This window comes from Thiomonas sp. X19 (genome assembly GCF_900089495.1).
Taxonomy (GTDB): Bacteria; Pseudomonadota; Gammaproteobacteria; order Burkholderiales; family Burkholderiaceae_C; genus Thiomonas_A.
Window position 1 is genome coordinate 1,767,373 of record NZ_LT605203.1, and the last position, 21,921, is coordinate 1,789,293.

Sequence of the window (21,921 nt, forward strand, 5' to 3'; positions counted from 1 at the left end):
CCACCAAATAGACAACATCAATCAGAGACAACATCCCTTAGGCAATCATGAATGACAACCACATGAGCACATCCGAGCGTTGGCAATTCTGGGTCGACCGTGGCGGCACCTTCACCGATATCGTGGCGCGCAAGCCTGATGGGACTCTTCTCGCCCACAAGCTGCTGTCGGAGAACCCGGAGCAGTACCGCGATGCGGCCGTGGCGGGCATCCGGCAACTGCTGAGCCTGGCGTCCGATGCGCCGATCACGCCGGATCGGGTGGAGTGCGTGAAGATGGGCACGACCGTGGCGACGAACGCGCTGCTGGAACGCAAGGGCGAGCCGGTGGCGCTGGTGACGACGCGGGGCTTTCGCGATGCGTTGCGCATCGCCTACCAGAACCGGCCCCGTTTGTTCGACCGCCGCATCGTGCTGCCCGAGTTGCTCTATCAGCGCGTGATCGAAGTGCACGAGCGCGTGGGCGCAGGTGGCGAGGTGCTGCAAGCACTCGACGAGCCAGCGCTGCGCGAACAACTGCAGGCGGCGTACGACGCCGGCTTGCGCGCGGCGGCCATCGTGTTCATGCATGGCTGGCGCTATGTGGCGCACGAGCAGGCGGCAGCGCGCCTGGCGCGAGATGTCGGCTTCACCCAGATCAGCACGTCGCATGAAACCAGCCCGCTGATGAAGTTCGTCTCGCGCGGCGACACCACCATGGTGGACGCCTATCTCTCGCCCATCCTGCGGCGCTACGTGGACCGGGTCGCGGTCGAGATGCCGGGGGTGCGGCTGCTGTTCATGCAGTCCAGCGGCGGTCTGACCGAGGCGCATGCGTTTCGCGGCAAGGACGCCATCCTGTCGGGGCCGGCGGGCGGCATCGTCGGCATGGCGCGCACGGCGGAAATGGCAGGCCACCAACGGGTGATCGGCTTCGACATGGGCGGCACCTCCACCGATGTGTCGCATTACGCCGGCGGCTTCGAGCGCGCCTTCGAGACCCAGGTGGCGGGTGTGCGCATGCGTGCGCCCATGCTCAGCATCCACACGGTGGCGGCAGGAGGCGGCTCGGTGCTGCACTTCGATGGCGCACGCATGCGCGTGGGCCCGGACTCGGCCGGTGCCAATCCCGGCCCAGCCTGCTACCGCCGCGGCGGCCCGCTGACCATCACCGACGCCAACCTGATGCTGGGCAAGATCAGCCCGGCGCATTTCCCCGCCGTATTCGGCCCCCACGGCGATGCCCCGCTGGACGCCGACGTGGTGCGGGCGCGCTTTGCCGAGCTGGCTGCGGACATCGCCCGCCAGACGGGCATCGTGCAGACCCCGGAGGGCGTGGCCGAAGGCTATGTGGACATTGCGGTGCAGGCCATGGCGGGGGCGATCAAGCGCATTTCGGTGGCGCGCGGGCACGACGTCACGCGCTACACCCTGCAATGCTTTGGCGGCGCCGGGGCGCAGCACGCCTGCCGCGTGGCCGATGCCTTGGGCATGGAGCGCGTGTTCATCCATCCTCTGGCTGGCGTGCTCTCGGCTTACGGCATGGGCCTGGCAGAGCAAACGGTGATGCGCGAACGCAGTGTCGAAGTGATGCTGGGCGAAGCCGCAATGCCCGCCATCCGCGGCGTTCTGGCCGAACTGGCCGCAGCCGCGCAGACGCAGTTGGCGGAACAGGGCGTCGCCCTCCAGGCCATGCGCCTGCTGCAGCGCGTGCATCTGCGCTACCAGGGCACGGACTCGGCCATTCTGGTGGACTTCGACACGCCGCAAGCCATGCATGCCGCGTTCGAGCAGGCTTACGGCCGGCAATTCGCCCACACCATGCCCCGGCGCGCGCTGGTGGTCGAGGCCGTGTCGGCCGAAGCGGTGGGTGGAGGCGAGCCGGTGGACGAAACGGGGCTCCCTATGCCCCGCGAGGCAGCGAACGAGACGACGCACGGAACAACGTACCAACAAGCGGCGCTGCCGACTGGCGATGCGCCTGCACAGGGCAAGCTGCGGTTCTACAGCGGCGGCTCCTGGCACGAGGCGGCGCTGGTGATGCGCATGGCCTGCCGCGCCGGGCAGGTCATCCATGGTCCGGCCATCGTTGCCGAGGCCAACACCACCACGGTGATCGAACCAGGTTGGCGCGCGCGCATCACGGCCTTGAACCATCTCGAACTGCAGCGCAGCGAGCCGCGGCCCAGCTCCCGCCGCCTGGAGACCGAGGCCGATCCGGTGCAACTGGAAGTCTTCAACAACCTGTTCATGAACATCGCCGAACAGATGGGTGCGCAACTGCAGAACACGGCGGTGTCGGTGAACATCAAGGAGCGGCTGGACTTTTCCTGCGCGTTGTTCGACGCCGAAGGCAACCTCATCGCCAACGCGCCGCACATGCCGGTGCACCTGGGGTCCATGGGCGAGAGCATACGCACCGTGATCCAGCGCAACGCCGGCAGCCTGCGACCCGGCGATGTGTTCATGCTCAACGACCCCTACCACGGCGGCACGCATCTGCCCGATGTGACCGTGGTCACGCCGGTGTTCGATGCCACTGGCCGCAGCGTGCTGTTCTTCGTCGCCTCGCGTGGTCACCACGCCGACATCGGCGGCACCACCCCCGGCTCCATGCCGCCGTTCTCCCGCAGCATCGAGGAGGAGGGCGTGGTGATCGACAACTTCAAGCTGGTGGCGCAAGGGCGCTTGCGTGAAGCCGAGATCCTGGCCTTGCTGGCGAGCGGCAACAACCCGGCGCGCAATCCGCAGCAGAACCTCGCCGACCTCAAGGCGCAGATCGCGGCCAATGCGAAAGGCGCGCAGGAGCTGCAGCAACTGGTGGCGGACTACGGCCTGGCGGTGGTGCAGGCCTATATGCGCCATGTGCAGGACAACGCCGAGCAGGCCGTGCGCCGCGTGATCGGCGCCTTGCACGACGGCAGCTTCGCGCTCGATCTGGACAACGGCGCGCGCATCGCGGTGGCGATACGCGTGGACCAGGCAGCGCGCAGCGCCGTCATCGATTTCACCGGCACCTCGCCGCAGCAGGCCAACAACTTCAACGCACCAAGGGCCGTGACCATGGCGGCGGTGCTCTACGTCTTCCGTTGCCTGGTGGACGACGACATTCCGCTCAACGCCGGTTGCCTCAAGCCGCTGCAGGTCCTCATTCCCGAGGGCTCGATGCTGGCGCCCGCATCACCGGCCTCGGTCGTGGCCGGCAATGTGGAAACCTCGATGTGCATCACCAACGCCCTGTTCGGCGCCCTCGGCGTGCAGGCAGCCAGCCAGTGCACGATGAACAACTTCACCTTCGGCAACGCCCGCCACCAGTATTACGAAACCATCGCCGGCGGCTCCGGCGCCGGCGGCGTGTTCGACGCCCAGGGCCGGCTCACGGGCGGCTTCGACGGCACGGCGGTGGTGCAGACCCATATGACCAACTCGCGCCTGACCGACCCCGAGGTGCTGGAGTTCCGCTATCCGGTGCGATTGGAGAGCTTCACCATCCGCGAGGGTTCGGGCGGCGCGGGGCGCTGGAGGGGCGGAGACGGCGGCGTGCGGCGCATCCGCTTCCTGGAGCCGATGACCGCTTCCATCCTGTCGAATGGCCGGGAGGTGGCGGCTTTCGGCATGGCGGGCGGTCAGCCAGGGGCCCTGGGCATCAACCGCGTCGAGCGGGCGGGCGGGCTGATACAGCGGCTGGGGCCCACGGCCAGCGTGGAGATGCAAGCGGGGGACGTGTTCGTCATCGAAACCCCCGGAGGCGGGGGTTTCGGCACAGCCGGGGGCTGAAGACAGGCCCAACCTGCCGCGCAAGAGGCGCGGCTGCAGAGCGGAGCCGGAGGCGGCGCTTAGCGCTGCGCCACCTTCAAGTCATGCCGGAACGAGGTGTGGATGGAGTAGCGCAGCGAGCGCTTGGTCGTGTGTGTGATTTTGCGTCGATCGGCCACCCGCACGATGCGGCGTTTGTCACGCTGCGCCAGAATGATCTCATGCTGCTTGAACACCGGCCGGCGCGAATACACCACGATGATGGAGCGTGGCCGAAACCGCCCGCCTTCGGCAATGTGGTTCCACTGCGCCACCTCGGCCGGGCTCAAGCCATAGCGGTGCGCCACGGTGAAGGGCGTGTCGTTCGGTCCGGCGATCAGGCGCTGCCTGCGCCCTGGGGGAATGTCCGGCGCCAAGGCCAGCACGGCGTTTTCCACCGCATGCTTGCTGACGTTCTGGTCGTCCTGCGGCGGTTTTGGAATCAGCAGCGTCGAGCCCGCCTTCACCAGCGTGCGCAGCGGAATGTTGTTGACATCGCGCAGCGTGGCCTCGGTCAGGCGCAGGTTGCGTGCCAACTGGAACGGGGTGGCGGTGGAGCGCACGACATAGGTGGTCCAGGTGGACAGCGGACCCTGGTAATCGGCAACTGCCTGCTCGAACGCCGTGGCGTTGTCGTAGGGCAGCAGAATCTTCGGCTTGGTCGCGGCCAGGATCACGGGCTTGTTGTAGGAAGGGTTGAGCGAGCGGAATTCGCGCACTGTCATGTTGGCGAGTTTGGCCGCCAGATCCACGTCGATGTCCTGGGTGATGATGACGGGTTTGAAATAGGGGTGATCGGGCACGTCCGGCAGGGTGATGCCGTACTTCGCCGGGTCGGCGATGATGTCTTTCACCGCTTGCAACTTCGGGTAATAGTTGCGCGTCTCGATCGGCATGTTCAGCGCGCCATAACTCACCGGAAGGCCCTTGGCCTGGTTGTAGGTCATGGCGCGCTGCACCCCACCTTCGCCCCAGTTGTAGGCCGCCAGAGCGAGTTGCCAGTTGCCGAACATGGTGTGCAACTTGGTGAGGTAGTCCAGCGCGGCCTTGGTCGAGGCCATGACGTCGCGCCGATCGTCCTGGAACAGGGTTTGCTTCAGCTTGAAATGCTTGCCCGTGGAGGGGATGAACTGCCACATGCCCGAGGCCTGGGCCGAGGACATGGCATCGGGGTTGAAGGCGCTTTCGACGAAAGGCAGCAGTGCAAGCTCGGTGGGCAAGTGACGGCGCTCGACTTCCTGCACGATGTAGTAGAGGTATTTGCGCGAGCGCTCGGTCATGCGGGCGACATAGTCGGGCCGGGTGCTGTACCACTGCACGGCCTGGTTGACGTAGGGGACCATGGCCGGGCCGTCCATGTCGGGAATGGCGAAGCCGGCGCGAATGCGCTGCCAGATGTTGGTGTAGAGCACATCGGCATGGTCGGCTGCCTGTTTGGCGGCCTGCATTTCCATCGCATCGTCGCGGGCGATTTGCGCCACGTCCGGCGGCGTGGCCAGCGGTGCTTGCTGGATGGCGGAGGGGTTTTGTCCGAGTGCCGTGGCCGAGGCGTCGGTCGACCAGGAAGAGGAGGCTGAGGAATTGGATGATGGCGGGACGGCGGCGCAACCGGCTGCCATCACAACCACGGCAGCCAGGGCCCAGAATTTCAGTCGTCTCAATCGGTGCATCCTGTCGTCCTCAGAAATCGTTTTTCCACTGCCGCATCAGTGTGAAAGCTTCGATGCGGTCGGCCGGCTTGTGCCCAGCATGCGCCGTGAGCTGGGCCTGGACTTCGGGCTCGCTGACGCGCAAGAAGGGGTTGACATGCAATTCCCGCTCCAGCGTGCTGGGCAGGGTCGGTTGGTGTTCTGCGCGCTGCCTGAGGCACCACTGCGTGTAATCCTGCATCGCCGTATTGCCGGGCTCGACGTGCCGCGCGAATTGTAAGTTGCCCAGGGTGTATTCATGGCTGCAGAACACGCGGCTATCGGCGGGCAGGCTGCTCAGACGGTCGAGCGAATGCAGCATCTGGCTGGGCGTGCCCTCGAACAAGCGGCCGCATCCGGCCGAAAACAGGGTGTCGCCACAGAACAGCAAACGCTTGCCCGGACCACCATCGGCGAAGTAGGCGACGTGCCCGAGGGTGTGCCCCGGCACCTGCAGGATCTCGAACTCGAGATGAAAACCAGGCGGGGCGATGCGGTCGCCATCGTGCAGCGGGTGGGTCATGCCGGGGATGGTTTCGGCTGCCGGACCCCACACCGGAAGCTGCCTGGCGCGCAGCAGATCGACGATGCCGCCGGTGTGATCCGCATGGTGGTGGGTGACTAGAATGCCAGCGAGTTCCAACCCTTGCGCCTTGCAGGCCGCCTCGACCGGGCCGGCATCGCCCGGGTCCACCACCAGCGCGCGATGCGTGTCGTGGATCATCCAGATGTAGTTATCCCGAAAGGCTGGCAGCGCGACGATATGCATGTGAATCCCGAAGTCAGCGCGAGTATAAGTCTCGACTCGTGGTTGAAAACCCCGAGCGGGCGCTATGCGCTGAGCTGGGAGCAGGGGCAGCTGGACCGCGTCGTGGCAGACATCTTCGGCTTTCATGCGGTGCAGCTCGGGTTGGCTCCGCTGCATGCGCTGTCCCACAACCGCATGCCGCATCGCTGGCTGGTTCAGGGGGCACCCAACGGCCAGCAGTTGCTTCGCAACAGGCCGCTGCTCTGCCAGGATTTGCTCCAGGCCGAGCCATCGCCCATCTACACCGATCCGCAATTCATCACGGCTGCCGCGGCACAGCCCGGACCCGGCCAGGCTGCGGCCGAGCTGGCGCAAGTGGTGCCTGCCGGTCGCAGGACCGAGGCCCTGGTGTGCGAATTCACCGACCTGCCATTCGCCACGCAAAGCCTGGATCTGGTCGTGCTGCCGCATGCGCTTGAAGTGGTCTCCGACCCGCACGCCTGCCTGCGCGAAGTCGACCGCGTGATGGTCGCCGGCGGGCAAGTCGTGATTACCGGCTTCAATGCCTTGAGCCTGTGGGGCGCACGCCAGGCCCTTGGCCGCCTCGGCGGCCCGCTCTACCTGCCGCAGCAGGGCGAATTCATCTCGCCACGACGCGTGCGCGACTGGCTGCGCCTGCTCAGCTTCGAGGTCACGGCGGGGCGTTACGGCTGCTACCGCCCCGCTGCCTGCACCCAGCCCTGGCTGGACCGCTGGCGCTTCATGGAGAAGGCCGGCGACCGCTGGTGGCCCATGCTGGGCGCGGTGTACATGCTCGTGGCCACCAAGCGCGTGCGCTCCATGCGCCTGGTCGGCAAGGTGTGGAAGTCGCCGCGCGAAAAGGCTCGCGCCACGCAACCCGTTGCGCATGGACGCGACGCGCTGGGTTCGCTCCAGCATCCTGAATCAACCCCCCGACACCATGAGCACATCCTCTGACAAAACCGTCCATGCCTATACCGATGGCGCCTGCAAAGGCAACCCGGGTCCGGGTGGCTGGGGTGTGCTGCTGCAAGCCGCGGGCGCCCGCAAGGAGCTGTTCGGCGGCGAGGCGCTGACCACGAACAACCGCATGGAATTGATGGCCGCCATCATGGCACTCGAGTCGCTGCGCAAACCCTGCGAGGTGCAGTTGTTCACCGATTCGCAATATGTGCTCAAGGGCATGACCGAATGGCTGCCGGGCTGGAAGGCGCGCGGCTGGAAAACGGCGGACCGCAAGCCGGTGAAAAATGTCGATCTCTGGCAGCGGCTGGAGCAGGCGCTGGCGCCGCATACCGTGCAGTGGGTCTGGGTGCGTGGGCACAACGGCGACGCGGGTAACGAAGCCGCCGACGCCTTGGCCAATCGGGGTGTGGACAGCGTGTTACGCGCGGCCTGAAACGGCCCTGATCGCTCGCTCTTTCAAGGACCCGCCATGACACGTCAAATCGTTCTCGACACCGAAACCACCGGGCTCAATCCGGCATCCGGCGACCGCATCATCGAGGTGGCGGCGGTCGAACTGTTCAAGCGCCGCAGGTCCGGGGCGCATTTCCAGCGCTACGTCAACCCGCAGCGCCCCAGCCATCCGGACGCCTTGCGCGTGCATGGTCTGACCGAGGAATTTCTGGCGGACAAGCCCCTGTTCGGGCAGGTGGTGGCCGATCTGCTCGACTTCGTGCGCGACGCCGAAGTCATCATCCACAACGCCGCCTTCGACGTCGGTTTTCTCGACGCCGAGTTCGATCGCCTGGGCCTGCCGCCCTTCGCCCAGCATTGCGGCAGCATCACCGATTCGCTCACCTTGGCGCGCACCCAATTCCCCGGCAAATTCAACAGTCTCGACGCCCTGTGCAAGCGTTTCGGCGTGGACAACACCAGGCGGACCTTGCACGGAGCCTTGCTGGACGCCGAGCTTCTGGCCGAGGTTTATGTCTGGCTCACGCGAGGCCAGGACAGCCTCGTGATGGAACTCGACGGCCCCGAGCTGCTTGCCGAGTCCGATCCGGTCGACCTAAGCGGCTTTGTCCTTCCCGTGCAACTGGCCGACGACACCGAGTTGCAAGCCCACGCGGCCATTCTCCAAAGCCTCGACAAGGGTTGCGCATCCGGCTCGGTCTGGAGGCAAGACCCCGCCGGCCTTCAGTCCGCTTGACAATGCCGACGCCGCCGTCAAGGTGCAGGTTTCGCGGGTTTGCAGCCACCCACCGGGCTCATCCATGAGCCCGGTGGAATAATGCTTGCACCATGACAGTGCCGACCTTCCTGACCTGGCTGCGGGTGGCAGCCATTCCGCTCATCCTCGGTGTGTATGCGCTGCCGCATGGCTGGCTGGCGCCGCCGGACCGCAACCTGATCGCCACGGTGCTCTTCATCCTGAGCGCCATCACCGACTGGTTCGACGGCTTCCTCGCACGCCGCTGGAACCAGACTTCCGCCTTCGGCGCCTTCCTCGACCCGGTGGCCGACAAGCTGATGGTGTCGGCCACGCTGCTGGTGCTGCTGGAACTCTCGCGCATCGGTGCGCTGGTGGCGCTCATCATCATCGGCCGCGAAATCGCCATCTCCGCGCTGCGCGAATGGATGGCGCGCATCGGCCAGTCGCGCAAGGTGGCGGTGAACTGGCTGGGCAAGGTGAAGACGGCCACGCAGATGGTGGCCATTCCATTCCTGCTCTACGACGGCCGCCTGTTCGGCCTCATTCCCACGTCCGTGTGGGGAACCTGGCTGCTGGACATTGCCGCGGCGCTCACGCTCTGGTCCATGCTGTATTACTTCAAGCTGGCGCTCGCCGGCATCAAGCTGTCGGAATGAAAGCCGTACTGGACATCCCGCCTCGGGATGCAGCCGCGCCGTGGGCAAGCTTTGCCCTGCGCCTCATGCCCTGGGTCTTCGTCGTCATCTGGAGCACCGGCTTCATCGTCGCGCGCTATGGCATGCCGTATGCCCCGCCGCTGAAATTTCTCTGCCTGCGCTACGGCGCCTCGCTGGCCCTGTTGCTGCTCGTGGCTTCGGGTCTGCGCGTGCGCTGGCCACAGTCGCGCCGCCAGTGGCTGCATCTGGCCATCGTGGGTTTGCTGATGCAGGCCGGCTACCTCGGCGGGGTCTGGGCGGCTGTCAAGCATGGCATCGGTCCTGGGACGGTGGCGCTGATCGTCGGCCTGCAGCCCTTGCTCACGGCCCTGCTCGTGTCGCTGGCCGGTCACAGGGTGCGGGCGCTGCAGTGGTTCGGCCTGTTGCTGGGCTTCGCCGGGCTGGGCCTGGTGGTGGCGCGGCAACTGGAGCAGGGCACACTCTCGGGCACCAATCTGGGGCTGGCACTGTTCGCCCTGTGCTGCATCAGCGCCGGAACCCTGTGGCAAAAGCGCTATGTAGTCACCACGCCGGTGTGGACGGCGGCTGCGGTGCAGATTGGCGCGGCCTTGTTGGTCAGCCTGCCGTTCGCGGGGCTTGAGGCCGAGCCGGTGGTGTTCAATATGCAACTCATCGGTGCCCTGGCCTGGTCGGTGCTGGCCCTCACGCTGGGCGCGAGTTCCCTGCTTTACCTGTTGATTCAGCGCGGTGCGGCGGTGCAGGTCACCAGCCTCATCTACTGGGTGCCACCCGTCACGGCGCTCATGAGCTGGTGGTTGTTCGACGAGCGCCTGGGGCCAACCACCTGGACCGGCATGGCGCTGGTGGCCGCCGGGGTGCTGGCGGTGACGCGTTCCAGGGCGTGACGCCGCATGTCGCGGACGTCATTCACGATTTGACCGAGGAGATTGATCCATGCCGTCCGATGCACAACACAAGCAGCCATCGAAACCCTTGCGCATTGCCGTGATTCCCGGCGATGGCATTGGTCTGGAGGTGATTCCCGAGGGGCTGCGGGTGCTCGCAGCCGCAGCGCAGCGTTTTGATCTCAAGCTGGACTTGCGCCATTTCGACTTCGCCTCGTGCGACTACTACCTGCGCCACGGCCGCATGCTGCCGGACGACTGGAAGGAACAACTCACCAGCTTCGATGCCATCTTTTTCGGCGCTGTGGGCTGCCCCGAAAAGGTGCCAGACCATGTCTCCCTGTGGGGTTCACTGCTGCAATTCCGCCGCGAATTCGATCAGTACGTCAACCTGCGCCCGGCGCGTCTCATGCCCGGCCTGCGCTCGCCACTCGCGGGTTTGGCGCCGGGCGATGTCGACCTGCTCATCGTGCGCGAGAACACCGAGGGCGAATACTCCAATGCCGGCGGGCGCATGTTCGCCGGCACCGCGCGCGAAATGGCGTTGCAGGAAACCGTGATGACGCGTCACGGTGTGGACCGCGTGCTGCACTTCGCCTTCGAGCAGGCGGCAAAGCGCCCGCGCCGGCTGTTGACCTCGGCCACCAAGTCCAACGGCATCTCCATCACCATGCCCTTCTGGGACGAGCGCGTGCATGCGGTGGCGGCCGAACACACGCTGGTGCGCTGGAACCAGTTCCACATCGACGCGCTGTGCGCCCGCCTGGTGCAGCGTCCGCAGGACTTCGACGTCATCGTCGGCAGCAATTTGTTCGGCGACATCCTGAGCGACCTCGCCCCGGCGCTGTGCGGCACGCTCGGCATCGCGCCTTCGGCCAATCTCAATCCCGAGCGCAAATTTCCATCGCTGTTCGAGCCGGTGCATGGCTCGGCTCCGGACATCGCCGGGCGAGGCATCGCCAACCCCATTGGCCAGATCTGGAGCGCGGCGCTGATGCTCGATTTTCTCGACCATCCCGAGGCCGCTGCCGCCATTGTTGCCGCCATTGAAGCCGTGCTCGCGCCCGGCAGCGGTGCGCCGCTTACGCCAGACCTCGGGGGCAAGAACAGGACGCAGGATCTGGGCAATGCCATTGCGCAGGCCGTGCGCTGCAGTTAATCTGAATTGACACGGTGGAGTGGCATCGTTCTAATGCAATCGGCGGCTGCTCTTAAAATCACGGCGGCTGCTAACCCAGCGATCACCCATCACCATTGCGCCTGCGTGCGCCTTGCGCTTACAGCGTCGGCTTGCGCCGTTTCGAAAGCCGGCACATCCTGTCTTTGAACCATCCTTCCGAGGGGGCTAGAGTGAATAAAACAGAATTGATCGAACACATCGCCAAAAAATCCGACATCTCCAAGGCCGCTGCCACGCGCGCGCTTGACTCGATGATCGAGGGTGTGAAGGTCACGCTCAAAAAAGGTGGCACGGTCACCCTCATCGGTTTCGGCACCTTTGCCGTCACCAAGCGTCCGGCTCGTACCGGTCGTAATCCGCGCACCGGCGCAGCCATCAAGATCAAGGCCGCCAAGGTTCCGAAGTTCCGTCCGGGCAAGGGCTTGAAGGACGCGTTGAACTGAACCGTGGATTGGCAAGCCATGTTCGCTGAACGCGGTCATGCAGCCCACCAGCCGCTTGGCTGCCAAGGTTTCGGGTGCTTAGCTCAGTTGGTAGAGCGGCGCCCTTACAAGGCGTAGGTCGGGGGTTCGAACCCCTCAGCACCCACCAGATCGAGCTGGCCTGTCACGCAGTTTGATCGGCATACCAAGGCGAACAACGGTTGTTCGCCTTTTCTTTTTTGACGTTCCCATTCATAGCTGCGAGTTGATCGCACACGACGAGCCACCCCATGTTTGATTTCGTCCGCAAGCACACCAAGCTGCTGCAGGTTCTTTTGTTCCTGCTCATCTTCCCGTCCTTCGTGTTGTTCGGCATCCAGGGCTATGACAGCTTCAACAACAACGGCAGTCTCGCGGCCAAGGTCGATGGCATTCCCATCAGCATGCAGCAACTCGACAACGCCCAGCGCAGCGAGATTGCGCGCATGCAGCAGACGCTGGGCGCGTCGGCCGACATCAAGAGCCTGGACACGCCCGAGGCCAAGCTGCGCACCCTCGACGGCCTGATCCGGCAGACCTTGCTGCAGGTGGCTGTGCGCAAACAGCACCTGGCGGTGAGCGACAGCCAGGTGCAGCAGGCCATTCTGCAAATTCCCCAGATCGCCGCGCTGCGCAAACCCGATGGCAGCTTTGACGAGGAGGCTTATCGGCAACTCATCGCGGCGCAAGGCATGACCACGGCGCAGTTCGAAGGCCAGGTGCGCGAGCAACTGCTGCAGCAGCAGGCCGTGGACGGCATCGCCGAGCCGGTGATTGAAAGCAAAACCATCGCCGGCCAGCTTTACGACTGGCAAAACCAGAAGCGCCAGGTGCGTCTGGCGCTGTTCAACACGCAGGATTACACATCCCAGGTGCAGCCAAGCGCCGCGCAAATCGAAGCGTTTTACAAGGACCACACCGCGCTGTTCCAGTCGCCGCAAAGTGCCGACATTCAGTATGTGGTGCTGAGCCTGAACGCCGTGCGCCAGGGCATCGTCATCACCCCGGCGCAGGCGCAGGCTTATTACACCCAGCACATCGCCGAGTTCAGTACACCGCAGGAGCGCAAGGCCAGCCACATCCTGATCACGCTGCCGCCCAACCCCACTCCGGCGCAGGTGCAGGCGGCCAAGACGAAAGCGGAGGCCATCCTGGCCGAGGTACGCAAGGATCCTGCCCAGTTCGCCGAAATTGCCAAGCGCGACTCGCAAGACCCTGGCTCCTCGGCGCAAGGCGGCAACCTCGGTTATTTCACGCAAAACGCCATGGTCAAGTCCTTCGCTGACGCCGTGTTCGCCATGAAGAAGGTGGGTGACATTGTTGGGCCTGTGCTGTCCCCATACGGCTTTCACATCATCGAGCTGACGGGCATCAAGCCGGCCGAGCAAAAGCCGTTTGCACAGGTTCAAAGCAGCATTCAGGCGCAATTGCAGAATCAGGAGGCACAGAAGCGTTTTCCCGAGATGGCCGACAAGTTCAGCAGTCTCGTTTACGAAGACAGTCGCAGTTTTGCTCAGGTCGCCGCAAAGTATCACCTCGAGGTGCAGACTGCCGAGGGTGTCAGCCCAACGCCCAAGGCGTCAGGCGACAGCAGGACCGATCCGCTCGCCAATGCCGCCTTCCTCAAGGCCGTCTTCAGCAGCAACAGCATCCGCGACAAACGCAACATCTCTGCGGTCGAGATAGCGCCCAACACCCTGGCCTCGGCCCGTATCTTGAAATATCAGCCGGCAAGCACGCTGACGTTCGCCCAGGCGCAGGACAAGGTGCGCGCTTTACTGGTCGCACAGCAGGCCGCCGCATTGGCCGTCAAGGCCGGCGAACAGGCACTGGCTGCCGCCCGACAAGGCAAGGCCATGCCGGCATGGGGTGCGCCGGTTGAAATTTCCCAATCCCAAACACCGGCCACGGCCGGTGTCCCCGCTGCGGCGGTCGCGGCAGCCTTCCAGCTTCCAGTGGCAAAGCTGCCGGCATTGACAGGCCTGACGCTGCCGGGGCAGGCTGGCTACGCCATCGTCTCGGTCGACAGTGTGAGCAAGGCCAAACCTGATGCCGAGCAACTGCGCGCGCAGCAAGGCGCCATGAGTCAGTTGCTGTCCCAAGGCGTGACCGAGGCCTATATCGACAGTCTGAAAAAACGCTACGGCGTCGAGATGCTGTACAAAGTTCCGCCTCTGGCCAATTCCTGAAACAGCTTCGCGAGGGCACGGTCGCATCCATGTCCTGCCTATAATGACAAGTTGTTCTGCGGTGGCTGTAGCTCAGTTGGTAGAGTCCAGGATTGTGATTCCTGTTGTCGTGGGTTCGAGTCCCATCAGCCACCCCAAAGATTTCTTCTGAACTTGCGCGGACTTACCAACATCGCGCTGCGTTGATTCTGCGCCAAGTTCTGGCACTTGTTCCAGATTTGAGACAGAGACCCGGTCGGCCCAGGCGGCCAGATGACCGGGACTCAGGTGGGTGTAACGCTCCACCATCGCCAGACTGGCCCATCCCCCAAGTTCCTTCAGCACCATGGCAGGTGTGCCCGCCATCGTGTGCCAACTTGCCCAAGTATGGCGCAGATCGTGGAAGCGTAGCTCGGGCACTCCCGCCCTGATGCATGCCTTGCGCCAGGCGTGATTGCAGATCTTCCCCGTGGGCGCATCGGCCGTTTTCGTGTCGCGGCGGTAGACCGGAAACACCCAGCGCCGGTGCTGGCCTCTCTGCTCGCGGAGAACGTCCAACGCATCGGCGTTTAGCGGCACCGGAATGTTCTTACCGGCCTTGGCCTGGTCGGCGTGAATCCAGGCCGTGCCGCGCTCCATGTCGACCTGAGTCCAGGTCAGCATGCGCACGTTGGTTTCACGCAGGCCTGTTGACAGGGCGAAGCGGGCCATCTGGCGCAGATGCGCGGGCAGCTCGGCCAGCAAGATGTCGGCCTGCTCAGGCGTGAGCCAGGTCATGCGTTTGGCGGGCTGCGGTTGCTTGATGATCGGCGGCACGCGGTCGATCCATCCCCGCTTGTGCGCGTAGTGCAGGATTTTGGACAGCTCGGCCATGTGCAGGTTGACGGTGCCGGCCGCCGCTGGCTTGGGCGCAGGCGGTTTCTCGCCTGCGGCGATGGCACGCTCGATGGCACGCCGGTTCACCGGACAGTCGCGGCGCGCGGCCATGATCTGCCGCACGCGCTGCGCGTCGATGTCCTTGAGCGCCACGCCCTGGAGTCCGCCCTGGTAGGTCAGCCACGTCAACTTGAGCTTGATGTCCTCGATGGAGCGCCGATGGCCGAACTCCTGCAGCCAGGCCACGACGGCAGCATCCCAGGTTACGGACGGGGCTTGTCCAAGTCGCTTGACCCGCCAGAGGTCACTCGCAACCTGGGCGGCATATTCCTCCGCCTGCGCTCTTTCTGTGGTGCCAGCGCTTCGCTTAATGCGCTCGCCATCGACGGTGATGTCGATGTACCAAGTAAGGCTCTGTCCACGCCGATAGACACGCATGGTGCGTTCTCCTGCTTTTTCCCGTTGAGATATTGTGTGCGAACCCATTCGATCACGTCATCATCGATCAACGTGTAGCTGCGCCCCAGCTTTGCCGCCGGCAGACCGTGATGGCGGATGTGGTTCACCACAGTTTCGGGGCAGATGTGCAGCATTTCGGCGGCCTGGATCAAGGTGAGCGTGTTAGCCATGCGTTACCCAGGTGCTTGAATGCCCCGCATACGCGTCAGACTCGTCTGTGGAGGATTTTCGAGTCGTCGGTAGTGTCGAGGTGACAGTCCGCGCAATCAACCCCGTCAGGAGGCTGTTCTTCGACGTTGGCCTTCCGCATATGGAGCCAGCGAAGATGTGCGGGCGATTTTCCTCGTCGCCAGCAACAGTGCCAGTTTCAGCAACGGATGTCTGATCGCCATCGTGTTGTCGGCCAAAAGCCAGAGCGCCGGCAGGTGCGGGGCATGCTGCGGTGACCAGCCCCGGCAGGGGCGGGTTCGGTGCAGGGGTTGGGTGTGTCGGAGAGGCGGGCGAGCCATCAGCGCAGCCCGGCTCTCTCTCCCCCCTTTCATGGGGGAGCTTTATACGCCCCCGGTTTTCCGAGGGAGAGGCGTAGTCAAGAACACGGGTTGGCGTAGCCAAGAACACGGGTTCCGGGCTGAATTCAATGTTTTTTCGCTCAATGCGTACAAGCTGGCGGTCGATTCCGACGCTCCACTCGTCCGTCGGTAGCTCGGCCAGCGCCTTGCGCAACTGCTGGCGGCGCTCCCTTGCTGTCGCCCCTTTTGCGTCCTCGCCCCAGACGTGCCTTGCGAGCGTGTCCAGCCCAATCGGGGGGCAGGTGCCGTACCCGGGGCGCCAGCAGGCGAGCCAGTGGTACAGCACCTGGCCGACTGGCGACAGATTGCGGAAGACCTGCATGCGCACGCGGCCGAACGAACCCTCACCGAGCATGGCCCGCGTGAGTCTGTAGTTCAGGGTCACGCTGACCGCGTTGCGGCCTTCCCAGGCGCCGCCTTTAATCAGGTGGGTGAACGCGCCGCACGCGCCGCTTGTGGCGGTGGTGACGATGCTGGACAAGCGCACGAAGCTGTCCCGGATCATCTGGTGCGCCCGTCCGTCTTCCGGGTCGCGCCCGATCTCCCGGCAAAGGGCCGCCAAGGTCGTTTCCAGGGTAAACGTGAGTTTGTCGGCGGCGGCGTTTGGCTGATTTTTAGGGGGAGTGGCAAGCAGGTCCTCGATGTCCACGCTCTGTTTCAAATCGGCATGCCGGTCCGCGTCGCGCAGGGCCAGGGCCGCGCACGCCAGCAGCACGCCCAGATCCTGCGCGTCGATCTCCGGGCCGTTGAGAATGATCTCGCCGCCGTTCCAGGATTGACGCAGGTTCTCGATGTACCCCCTACGCGCCGGCTTGCCGTCCTTGCCCTTCTTGAGGCGGACGACTGGCTTGACCAGCCCCGACAAACCTAACGGCATGTCCTGCCGCGCAATGCCCGCACGCGCATCCATCGCCCGGCGCGCTGCTGGTGAGAGGTCAGATCGCGCCATTGCGCCGCTCCTTCATAGCTCGGTGGTCCGCGATGCCCGGTTTTTGCAGCGCATAGGCCATGAGCCGCCCGCCGGGCTGCTTTCTGAGCCACTTGGAGTCGATCGGCTTACCGTTGTTGGCCTTGACCTGCGCCAGACGGATGTAAAAACGCCGTTCGAGGTCGTCGGCAATGCCGTACTCGTCCGCCTCCGACGCGCTCATGACGGTCAGGTTGAGCTGCAGGCGCACCGCGGTGGTCAGGCTGGACGCCCCGCGCGACCGCTCCCAGTCGTCCCCGTCCTTGGATTTGCCGATGTGGTGCAGAACCAGGATGGCGCATCCCGTGGCCCGCGCGATGCCGCCCAGGGCGCGCATGAGCGTCGTCATGTCGCCGTTGTTGTTCTCGTCGCAGTCGTGCAAGAACGCCAGGGGATCGAGAATGACCAGCCGGCGCCCCTCAGCGAGGGCCCGCAGCTTGGCGTAGAACGGCCCATGCCCGATAACTCCGCCGGGCTGCCGCTGGATCACTCGCAGGTCATCCTGCTCGTCGGTCCAGCTCTGCACGTCGAGCTCTGCATCGATTTGCGCGAGATCGTCGAGGCTCAGCGCCGCCCGTAACTCGTTCAATCGATACTGGACCACCTTGGGAATGTCTTCGCCCATGACGATGGCAACAGGACCACTGGCCGGGGCCGGCCAGAGCGCATCGCCCATGCCCGTACAAGCGGCCTTGCCCAGTGCGACAGAGATGCCGATATGCAGGGCCAGAAAGCTTTTGCCGACCGCGCCTTGCCCGACGATGAGGCCAACGGTGCCCGCGAGCATGCCGGGGAGCACAAAGTCCAGGTGGGGCGGTACTGCCGCTTCGGCGAATGTGACGCGTTGGGCCATGTCACACCCCCTGCGCGTCAGCGATCGCTGCCGACGCGAGCAACTGGCGAGCGCGTTCGTCGCGCTCGGCCTTGCGGGAGTCGATCCAGGCCCGTATTTCCGACTCCGGCCAGGCCATCTCGAAGCCTTGGCCGCGCTGCCCCAGGTGCAGGGGCATGGGGAATTTGCCCTCGCGTACAAGCTTGTAAATCGTCGTGCGGCTCAGGGCGGTGGCTGCGCATACAGCAGTGAAGCGCATCAGCGGATCGAAACCCTCGGGCAGCTTGGCCCGGCGCGCTGCGCCGCGTGCGGTGCCGGTCGATGCATTCGACGAGGCGGTTTGGGTATGCATTGGCATAAAAATTCCTTTCAGGTAGAAGGCCGCAATCGGCGTGCCTTCCCAGATTCGGGCGCGTGTTGCACGAGGTTGGCGCAACTGGCGTGATGTGTTTGACTGGAACGGGCGCGCGCAGCGATGCGCGAGGCGCAAGCTGCAAGCACTGCCGCGCTCGTGGGGGCTCTATTCGCGCTGCGCGCCGGCAGTCGATGGACTGACGGGCGGACTGGCGGGATCGATGGCACGCATCAGATCCGCCACTCGCCAGCGGGTGAGCCCGCCGATCCGCACGGGTGGGGGCAGCACGCCGGCGCCGACAGCGCGCCAGAACGTGGAACGGCCCATCGACAGCATGCCGGCGCCTTCCACGGCAGTGACCAGAATCTTGTCGGTCATGACGCCTGCTCCTCGCCACAGTCAGCGAACAGAGCAAAAAGCTGGGCGTGGTTGCAAGCCACGGCATTCACCTCGCCGTTAACCGTGTCCGCCAGACTCCCGGCCTGGTAGCTCAGCGTGTTGAGCACACTCGCCAGATCGCCAAGCAGGCCCCAAAGCTCTCCACTGGCCTGCTCTCGCGCAGCAATGACCGCCCGTCGCGCCAGCTTCGCCGTCGCGGACAGACTCTCCGCTTCGCTCTGTACGATCGCATCGATCTCGGTGATCGTCCGCGCCAGGCGGGCGGCGTCATGGCCTTTGGGCTGCCGGGTCTCCAAGGGGCGATCGCGGCGGTCGAGTTCGGCGTTTGCATCGCTGGCCGCCTCGCCTTCGTCGTTGTACCCGCTCCCCCCGCCGATCTCCTCATCGAGTGAGTCGGTCAGGCGCCAGGCCCATTGCCCGGATGGGGCGCGGTACACGCTGGCCGTCAGACCATCGCGCTTGATCGCGAAGCTGTCCGAAAAATCGGGTGAGGGGATGTTGCTGCTGGCCGCCTGGTGGCGGGCCGAAGAAGACCCATTGCGGGCCTCTGCAGGGTGCGTCATGGTGAAACTCCTCTGTGCGGTGTCGAACCGCCGCCCGCTGTCAAACGGGTGGGGCGGAACCTGACGGGTTGACAGACCGGCACAGAGGAACCGGCGAGCCTTGCGGCTCCCCGCCAGGCCCGCCCCATAAGGGAGCTACCTGACGCGCAAAACAAAGGCCGCGATCATCGCATGGACGGCGCGGCCTGCTGCTTGCGCCTCTGTGTTTTCCGGGCTGTCAAACCCGTATCTCTTTCGAGATGGCGCAAGTATTCGGCAATGGGCGCGGGGTGTCAAGCGGTGTTGCGGGCTGATTCGGGTGCGAGGCAGCGTGTAATCGGTCGGGGAGGTGGTCGCGGGAGCGCCCGAGCCGTGACTCTTTGTGTTCAATCCGTCTCGCCTCGGAGCATCAGTGACTCGCCCCGAACGTCACATCTTCGGCCTTTGCCGCCGTTGGGGCAGCTTGTGGCGACGGCCGGTATGCCACAGCCAGCGGTCGCCGATAGCATCGGTTTCAGCACTCGCAGCTCACGCAGTCACCGGATGGCGCACCCCAGCGGTCTCAATGAACCTCTTGAGCAGCGACTCCGGCATAAGGTGGAGGTCCCCGCGGGCTCGCGAACAGGCGACGTACAGCTTGTTTCTCGACAGCGCGGCTAGGCTCGCAAGCCCTCCCTCTTCGTATTTCCTCCAGGCCACCATCGTCATGACAACGCAGACGTCTTGATAGTGATCCTGCCCCTTGGATGCACCCCACGTTTGCGAATGGCACGAGTACTTCTCTTGCTCCTTGAAGAAAAGCTTCACGGTGTCGCTGCTGGCATACAGCTGTGCGGCCGTGTTCGCGTCGCGGACGATGGACACAGACGTGGCGCGATCTATCGCGGGATGAATGTCCACACCAATTTGTGTCCTGATGAACTCACAGACCGTCGAGCTGCAGCGATGACTGTTCAGAAGTGATGTTGTATCGATCGTGAGCCCAGCACCGCGTAGGCTGACTTTGAAGCGCTCGTAGCTGTCGTGGAGTCCCTTGTTAACGGCGCCGTCAACGCTTGTTGAGTAGGTATGCTGGAAGAAATCTCCAACTAGAAGAACTTCCACGTCAGCTGCGACGATCTGCTTTAGCAAATTGAAATCGTGGCCTCCGAAGTCCTGCACCTCGTCGACAAAGACCTTGTCGTAGTACCGCGCGATGCGGCGTTGCAGTACAGTTATACAGCCTTTGACGTCGAGCAGCTTTGCCATGCGAGCGTGATAGACGCGACCTCTTGAGGTCACGTAGCGAGCCGGGTTGGTGAGCTTCAGCCGCGAGGTGTGATCAGCGGGCCGCTCGAAGCAAATGCCTTTCGTCTTCATCTCTTCCAGCAGCAGCGGCCGATAGCAGAACGAGCTCAAGAAAGTGAAATAGGTATTGACCGTGATGTTCTCAGGGATGTAGCCAAATTTCGCAATCACCCGGCGACGGATTTCCACGCAGTTGTTTTCGGTGTACGTAATCAGTAGCACTCGCTTTTGGAGGTCGAGCTCATTGACCAAGCTGGTGGTCTTGCCCGAGCCCGCCACCGCGAAAACTACTCGTTTATCCATTTAATGGCCTCTTGAATATAGGCGGGCGCCACGAGCTCGGCTTCCTTCTTCTGCAGAAGCTCGAACGCGGCATCTGCCTTATTAGCCAGCATGTAATCAAGCGCAGTTAGCTTGCGCCGAGGTGTAGCGAAGGCATCGTCGCAGAGCGCCTTGTTGTCATCGTAGAGACAGATTTCAAACGTCTTGCGTCGAGTTGCATCGCGATCGGCGAAGACCCTCGCGGTCTCCGTTACGTGCTCTGCATAGTTGTCAACGCAGTTCTTCTGATAATCGCCGTCGTTGTCGCGAATGACGGCCGTTCTCACGTGCAGCAGCTTGGCAAGGTCAAGGTAGCGCTTGAAGCTTGTCCCGCCAACGGAAATTACGTGCACGCCGTCACGCTTCAGCGAGGAACCCGAGTGCTTCGTATAGAGGGCGTCCAGGAGAATGAACTCGGCGTCACCCTCGACTAATATCACCTTCTTGGACAACGAAAATTCCAGCACACTGTTGTCCGGCGCCTTCATAAAGAATTTGGCGGTGTCCTCGGGAAGCTTGTTCAGCCTGGCGTGTTTGCCGCCGGCACCCAGCAGGACCGCCTTGCGCAAGTCCAGGCGTGACGAGATGAGGCTGCTGTGTGTCGCGATGAACAGCTGCTTGTTCGACGACTGAGCGATGCGCTCGATGAGCTTGTTCATCGTCACGTGGCTGAGATGGTTCTCCGGCTCCTCCAGCAGCAGCACATCCAAGCGGCTGTCTCCACCACGCTTGCGCAGCGCGAACTCGGTCTTGATGAAGCACTGGCGTCCCTTGCCTTTGCTCTCAATCGGAATGTCGTCTTCCGTGATTACCAGATCGGCTTCAAGGTTTGACTTGGCGCTCGTGCGCACTGCGAACTTATAGTCGTCAAGTTTGTCGTTCAGTTCGGCAAGATGGGTAGTTCGGAACGCGCCCTTGTTCTGCCGATAAGCGTTCTCGAGCTTGCTTCGGTGGGCCACGTCCGCCTGGAGAGCGAAGACAGACCGGGTGTACTCGCGTGCAGCATAGTCGCTGTCGATTCTGGAGCTGTCGATGGCCAAGTGTCGCACATGCCGCTTGACGCTCGAATAGGCGTCGCCGGCGAACGTCATGAAGTGCACGCCGTAGTACTCGTAGGGGAAGTTCGTCGGGTCCTCCGCCAGGGCCTCGGCGATCTCCTTGCTGAACTCGTCCATTGGCTTGAAGGTCATCTTCAGACCATCTCGCTCGAGGCGCTTCGAGTTGTTCTTCCCGTTCAGCTCTGGTCTTACACCTGCCGACAGGTAGACCTCGACGAATAGCTCTGGCAGGCGCTCGATAGTGCGCGCGCCGGCTTGGAATGCCTTCACTCCACCTGCGTTGAGCAGCGTCTCGATGCCAACGGTCTCAACCTTGCTGCGGCTTGCGCTCATCACGAGCTCGAGCGCAAGCAGTATGGAACTCTTGCCGGCTTCATTGTCCCCAATCAGGAGGTTCAGGTCAGGATCAAACTCGAGCTCAACGTTATCGAACTTCTTGAAGTTCGATAGAACCATTCTTTCAATCGTAGGCATTTCTACTCCCTGGCACAGCGCCAT

The 21,921-nt window shown here is 63.8% G+C and carries 19 protein-coding genes, 2 tRNA genes and 2 pseudogenes; 12 read left to right on the forward strand and 11 right to left on the reverse strand.

The annotated features are described in order from the left end of the window. Positions 1–47 precede the first annotated feature (47 nt). Complete coding sequence (locus THIX_RS08250; RefSeq protein ID WP_112485853.1) at positions 48–3,755, forward strand: hydantoinase B/oxoprolinase family protein; 3,708 nt, start codon at positions 48–50, stop codon at positions 3,753–3,755. 59 nt (positions 3,756–3,814) lie between these two features. On the opposite strand, the gene THIX_RS08255 is transcribed toward THIX_RS08250, so the two are convergent. Both THIX_RS08255 and gloB read right to left on the reverse strand, forming a co-directional pair. After that, positions 3,815–5,434, reverse strand: coding sequence for a transglycosylase SLT domain-containing protein (locus THIX_RS08255; RefSeq protein ID WP_233224459.1), 1,620 nt, complete (start codon positions 5,432–5,434; stop codon positions 3,815–3,817). A 19-nt stretch (positions 5,435–5,453) separates the two neighbouring features. Continuing rightward, positions 5,454–6,230: a hydroxyacylglutathione hydrolase gene (gene gloB / locus THIX_RS08260; RefSeq protein WP_112485854.1), complete on the reverse strand. Its 777-nt coding sequence runs from the start codon at positions 6,228–6,230 to the stop codon at positions 5,454–5,456. On the opposite strand from gloB, the gene THIX_RS08265 reads away from it, so the two are divergent. The 10 genes from THIX_RS08265 (at position 6,231) to THIX_RS08310 (ending at position 13,916) form a co-directional block, all read left to right on the forward strand. Beyond that, positions 6,231–7,187 carry a class I SAM-dependent methyltransferase gene (locus THIX_RS08265; RefSeq protein WP_233224460.1) on the forward strand — a complete coding sequence of 319 codons (957 nt, stop codon included), beginning with the start codon at positions 6,231–6,233 and terminating at the stop codon, positions 7,185–7,187. After that, entirely contained in the window at positions 7,171–7,629 is a 459-nt protein-coding gene (rnhA, locus tag THIX_RS08270; RefSeq protein WP_112485855.1) for a ribonuclease HI, read from the forward strand. The genes THIX_RS08265 and rnhA overlap by 17 nt, the downstream gene beginning before the upstream one ends. A 36-nt stretch (positions 7,630–7,665) precedes the next feature. Next, positions 7,666–8,385, forward strand: coding sequence for a DNA polymerase III subunit epsilon (gene dnaQ / locus THIX_RS08275; RefSeq protein ID WP_112485856.1), 720 nt, complete (start codon positions 7,666–7,668; stop codon positions 8,383–8,385). Between the two features lie 92 nt (positions 8,386–8,477). Further along, positions 8,478–9,044, forward strand: coding sequence for a CDP-diacylglycerol--glycerol-3-phosphate 3-phosphatidyltransferase (gene pgsA / locus THIX_RS08280; protein ID WP_112485857.1), 567 nt, complete (start codon positions 8,478–8,480; stop codon positions 9,042–9,044). Further along, positions 9,041–9,949, forward strand: coding sequence for a DMT family transporter (locus THIX_RS08285; RefSeq protein ID WP_112485858.1), 909 nt, complete (start codon positions 9,041–9,043; stop codon positions 9,947–9,949). Before pgsA ends, THIX_RS08285 begins: the two co-directional genes overlap by 4 nt. A 49-nt stretch (positions 9,950–9,998) precedes the next feature. Further along, positions 9,999–11,108, forward strand: a complete 1,110-nt coding sequence (locus THIX_RS08290) for a tartrate dehydrogenase (protein WP_112485859.1) — start codon at positions 9,999–10,001, stop codon at positions 11,106–11,108. A gap of 191 nt (positions 11,109–11,299) precedes the next feature. Continuing rightward, positions 11,300–11,572: an HU family DNA-binding protein gene (locus tag THIX_RS08295; RefSeq protein WP_112485860.1), complete on the forward strand. Its 273-nt coding sequence runs from the start codon at positions 11,300–11,302 to the stop codon at positions 11,570–11,572. A gap of 72 nt (positions 11,573–11,644) precedes the next feature. Further along, positions 11,645–11,720: transfer RNA gene (locus tag THIX_RS08300), tRNA-Val, on the forward strand. 121 nt (positions 11,721–11,841) lie between these two features. Continuing rightward, positions 11,842–13,779: a SurA N-terminal domain-containing protein gene (locus THIX_RS08305; RefSeq protein WP_112485861.1), complete on the forward strand. Its 1,938-nt coding sequence runs from the start codon at positions 11,842–11,844 to the stop codon at positions 13,777–13,779. Positions 13,780–13,840: 61 nt separating this feature from the next. Further along, positions 13,841–13,916, forward strand: a tRNA-His gene (locus tag THIX_RS08310). 181 nt (positions 13,917–14,097) lie between these two features. On the opposite strand, the pseudogene THIX_RS24800 reads toward THIX_RS08310, so the two are convergent. After that, positions 14,098–14,535, reverse strand: a pseudogene (locus THIX_RS24800) (site-specific integrase); the annotation flags it as partial. Between THIX_RS24800 and THIX_RS24080 the strand changes: the two are divergent. Next, positions 14,479–15,150 carry a hypothetical protein gene (locus tag THIX_RS24080; RefSeq protein WP_233224461.1) on the forward strand — a complete coding sequence of 224 codons (672 nt, stop codon included), beginning with the start codon at positions 14,479–14,481 and terminating at the stop codon, positions 15,148–15,150. The pseudogene THIX_RS24800 and the gene THIX_RS24080 sit on opposite strands and share 57 nt — an antisense overlap. Positions 15,151–15,164: 14 nt before the next feature. Here THIX_RS24080 and THIX_RS24805 read toward each other — a convergent pair. The 8 genes and pseudogenes from THIX_RS24805 to THIX_RS08355 form a co-directional block, all read right to left on the reverse strand. Further along, positions 15,165–15,263: pseudogene (locus THIX_RS24805) on the reverse strand (helix-turn-helix domain-containing protein); the annotation flags it as partial. Next, entirely contained in the window at positions 15,256–16,611 is a 1,356-nt protein-coding gene (gene repC, locus THIX_RS08325; RefSeq protein ID WP_112485863.1) for a replication protein C, IncQ-type, read from the reverse strand. The gene repC and the pseudogene THIX_RS24805, both read right to left, overlap by 8 nt. Beyond that, positions 16,598–17,482 (reverse strand): AAA family ATPase, encoded by an 885-nt coding sequence (locus THIX_RS08330; protein ID WP_112485864.1) that lies wholly within the window; start codon positions 17,480–17,482, stop codon positions 16,598–16,600. Before THIX_RS08330 ends, repC begins: the two co-directional genes overlap by 14 nt. Position 17,483: 1 nt before the next feature. Next, positions 17,484–17,819, reverse strand: a complete 336-nt coding sequence (locus THIX_RS08335; RefSeq protein ID WP_233224462.1) for an AlpA family transcriptional regulator — start codon at positions 17,817–17,819, stop codon at positions 17,484–17,486. Positions 17,820–17,981: 162 nt separating this feature from the next. Further along, complete coding sequence (locus THIX_RS08340) at positions 17,982–18,194, reverse strand: AlpA family transcriptional regulator (protein ID WP_112485865.1); 213 nt, start codon at positions 18,192–18,194, stop codon at positions 17,982–17,984. Continuing rightward, positions 18,191–18,778 carry a hypothetical protein gene (locus THIX_RS08345; protein ID WP_112485866.1) on the reverse strand — a complete coding sequence of 196 codons (588 nt, stop codon included), beginning with the start codon at positions 18,776–18,778 and terminating at the stop codon, positions 18,191–18,193. Before THIX_RS08345 ends, THIX_RS08340 begins: the two co-directional genes overlap by 4 nt. A gap of 507 nt (positions 18,779–19,285) precedes the next feature. Next, positions 19,286–20,347 carry an AAA family ATPase gene (locus THIX_RS08350; protein ID WP_112485867.1) on the reverse strand — a complete coding sequence of 354 codons (1,062 nt, stop codon included), beginning with the start codon at positions 20,345–20,347 and terminating at the stop codon, positions 19,286–19,288. Beyond that, on the reverse strand, positions 20,332–21,879 hold the full coding sequence (locus THIX_RS08355; protein ID WP_233224463.1) for an ATP-dependent endonuclease: 1,548 nt from the start codon (positions 21,877–21,879) through the stop codon (positions 20,332–20,334). The genes THIX_RS08350 and THIX_RS08355 overlap by 16 nt, the downstream gene beginning before the upstream one ends. Positions 21,880–21,921 lie beyond the last annotated feature (42 nt).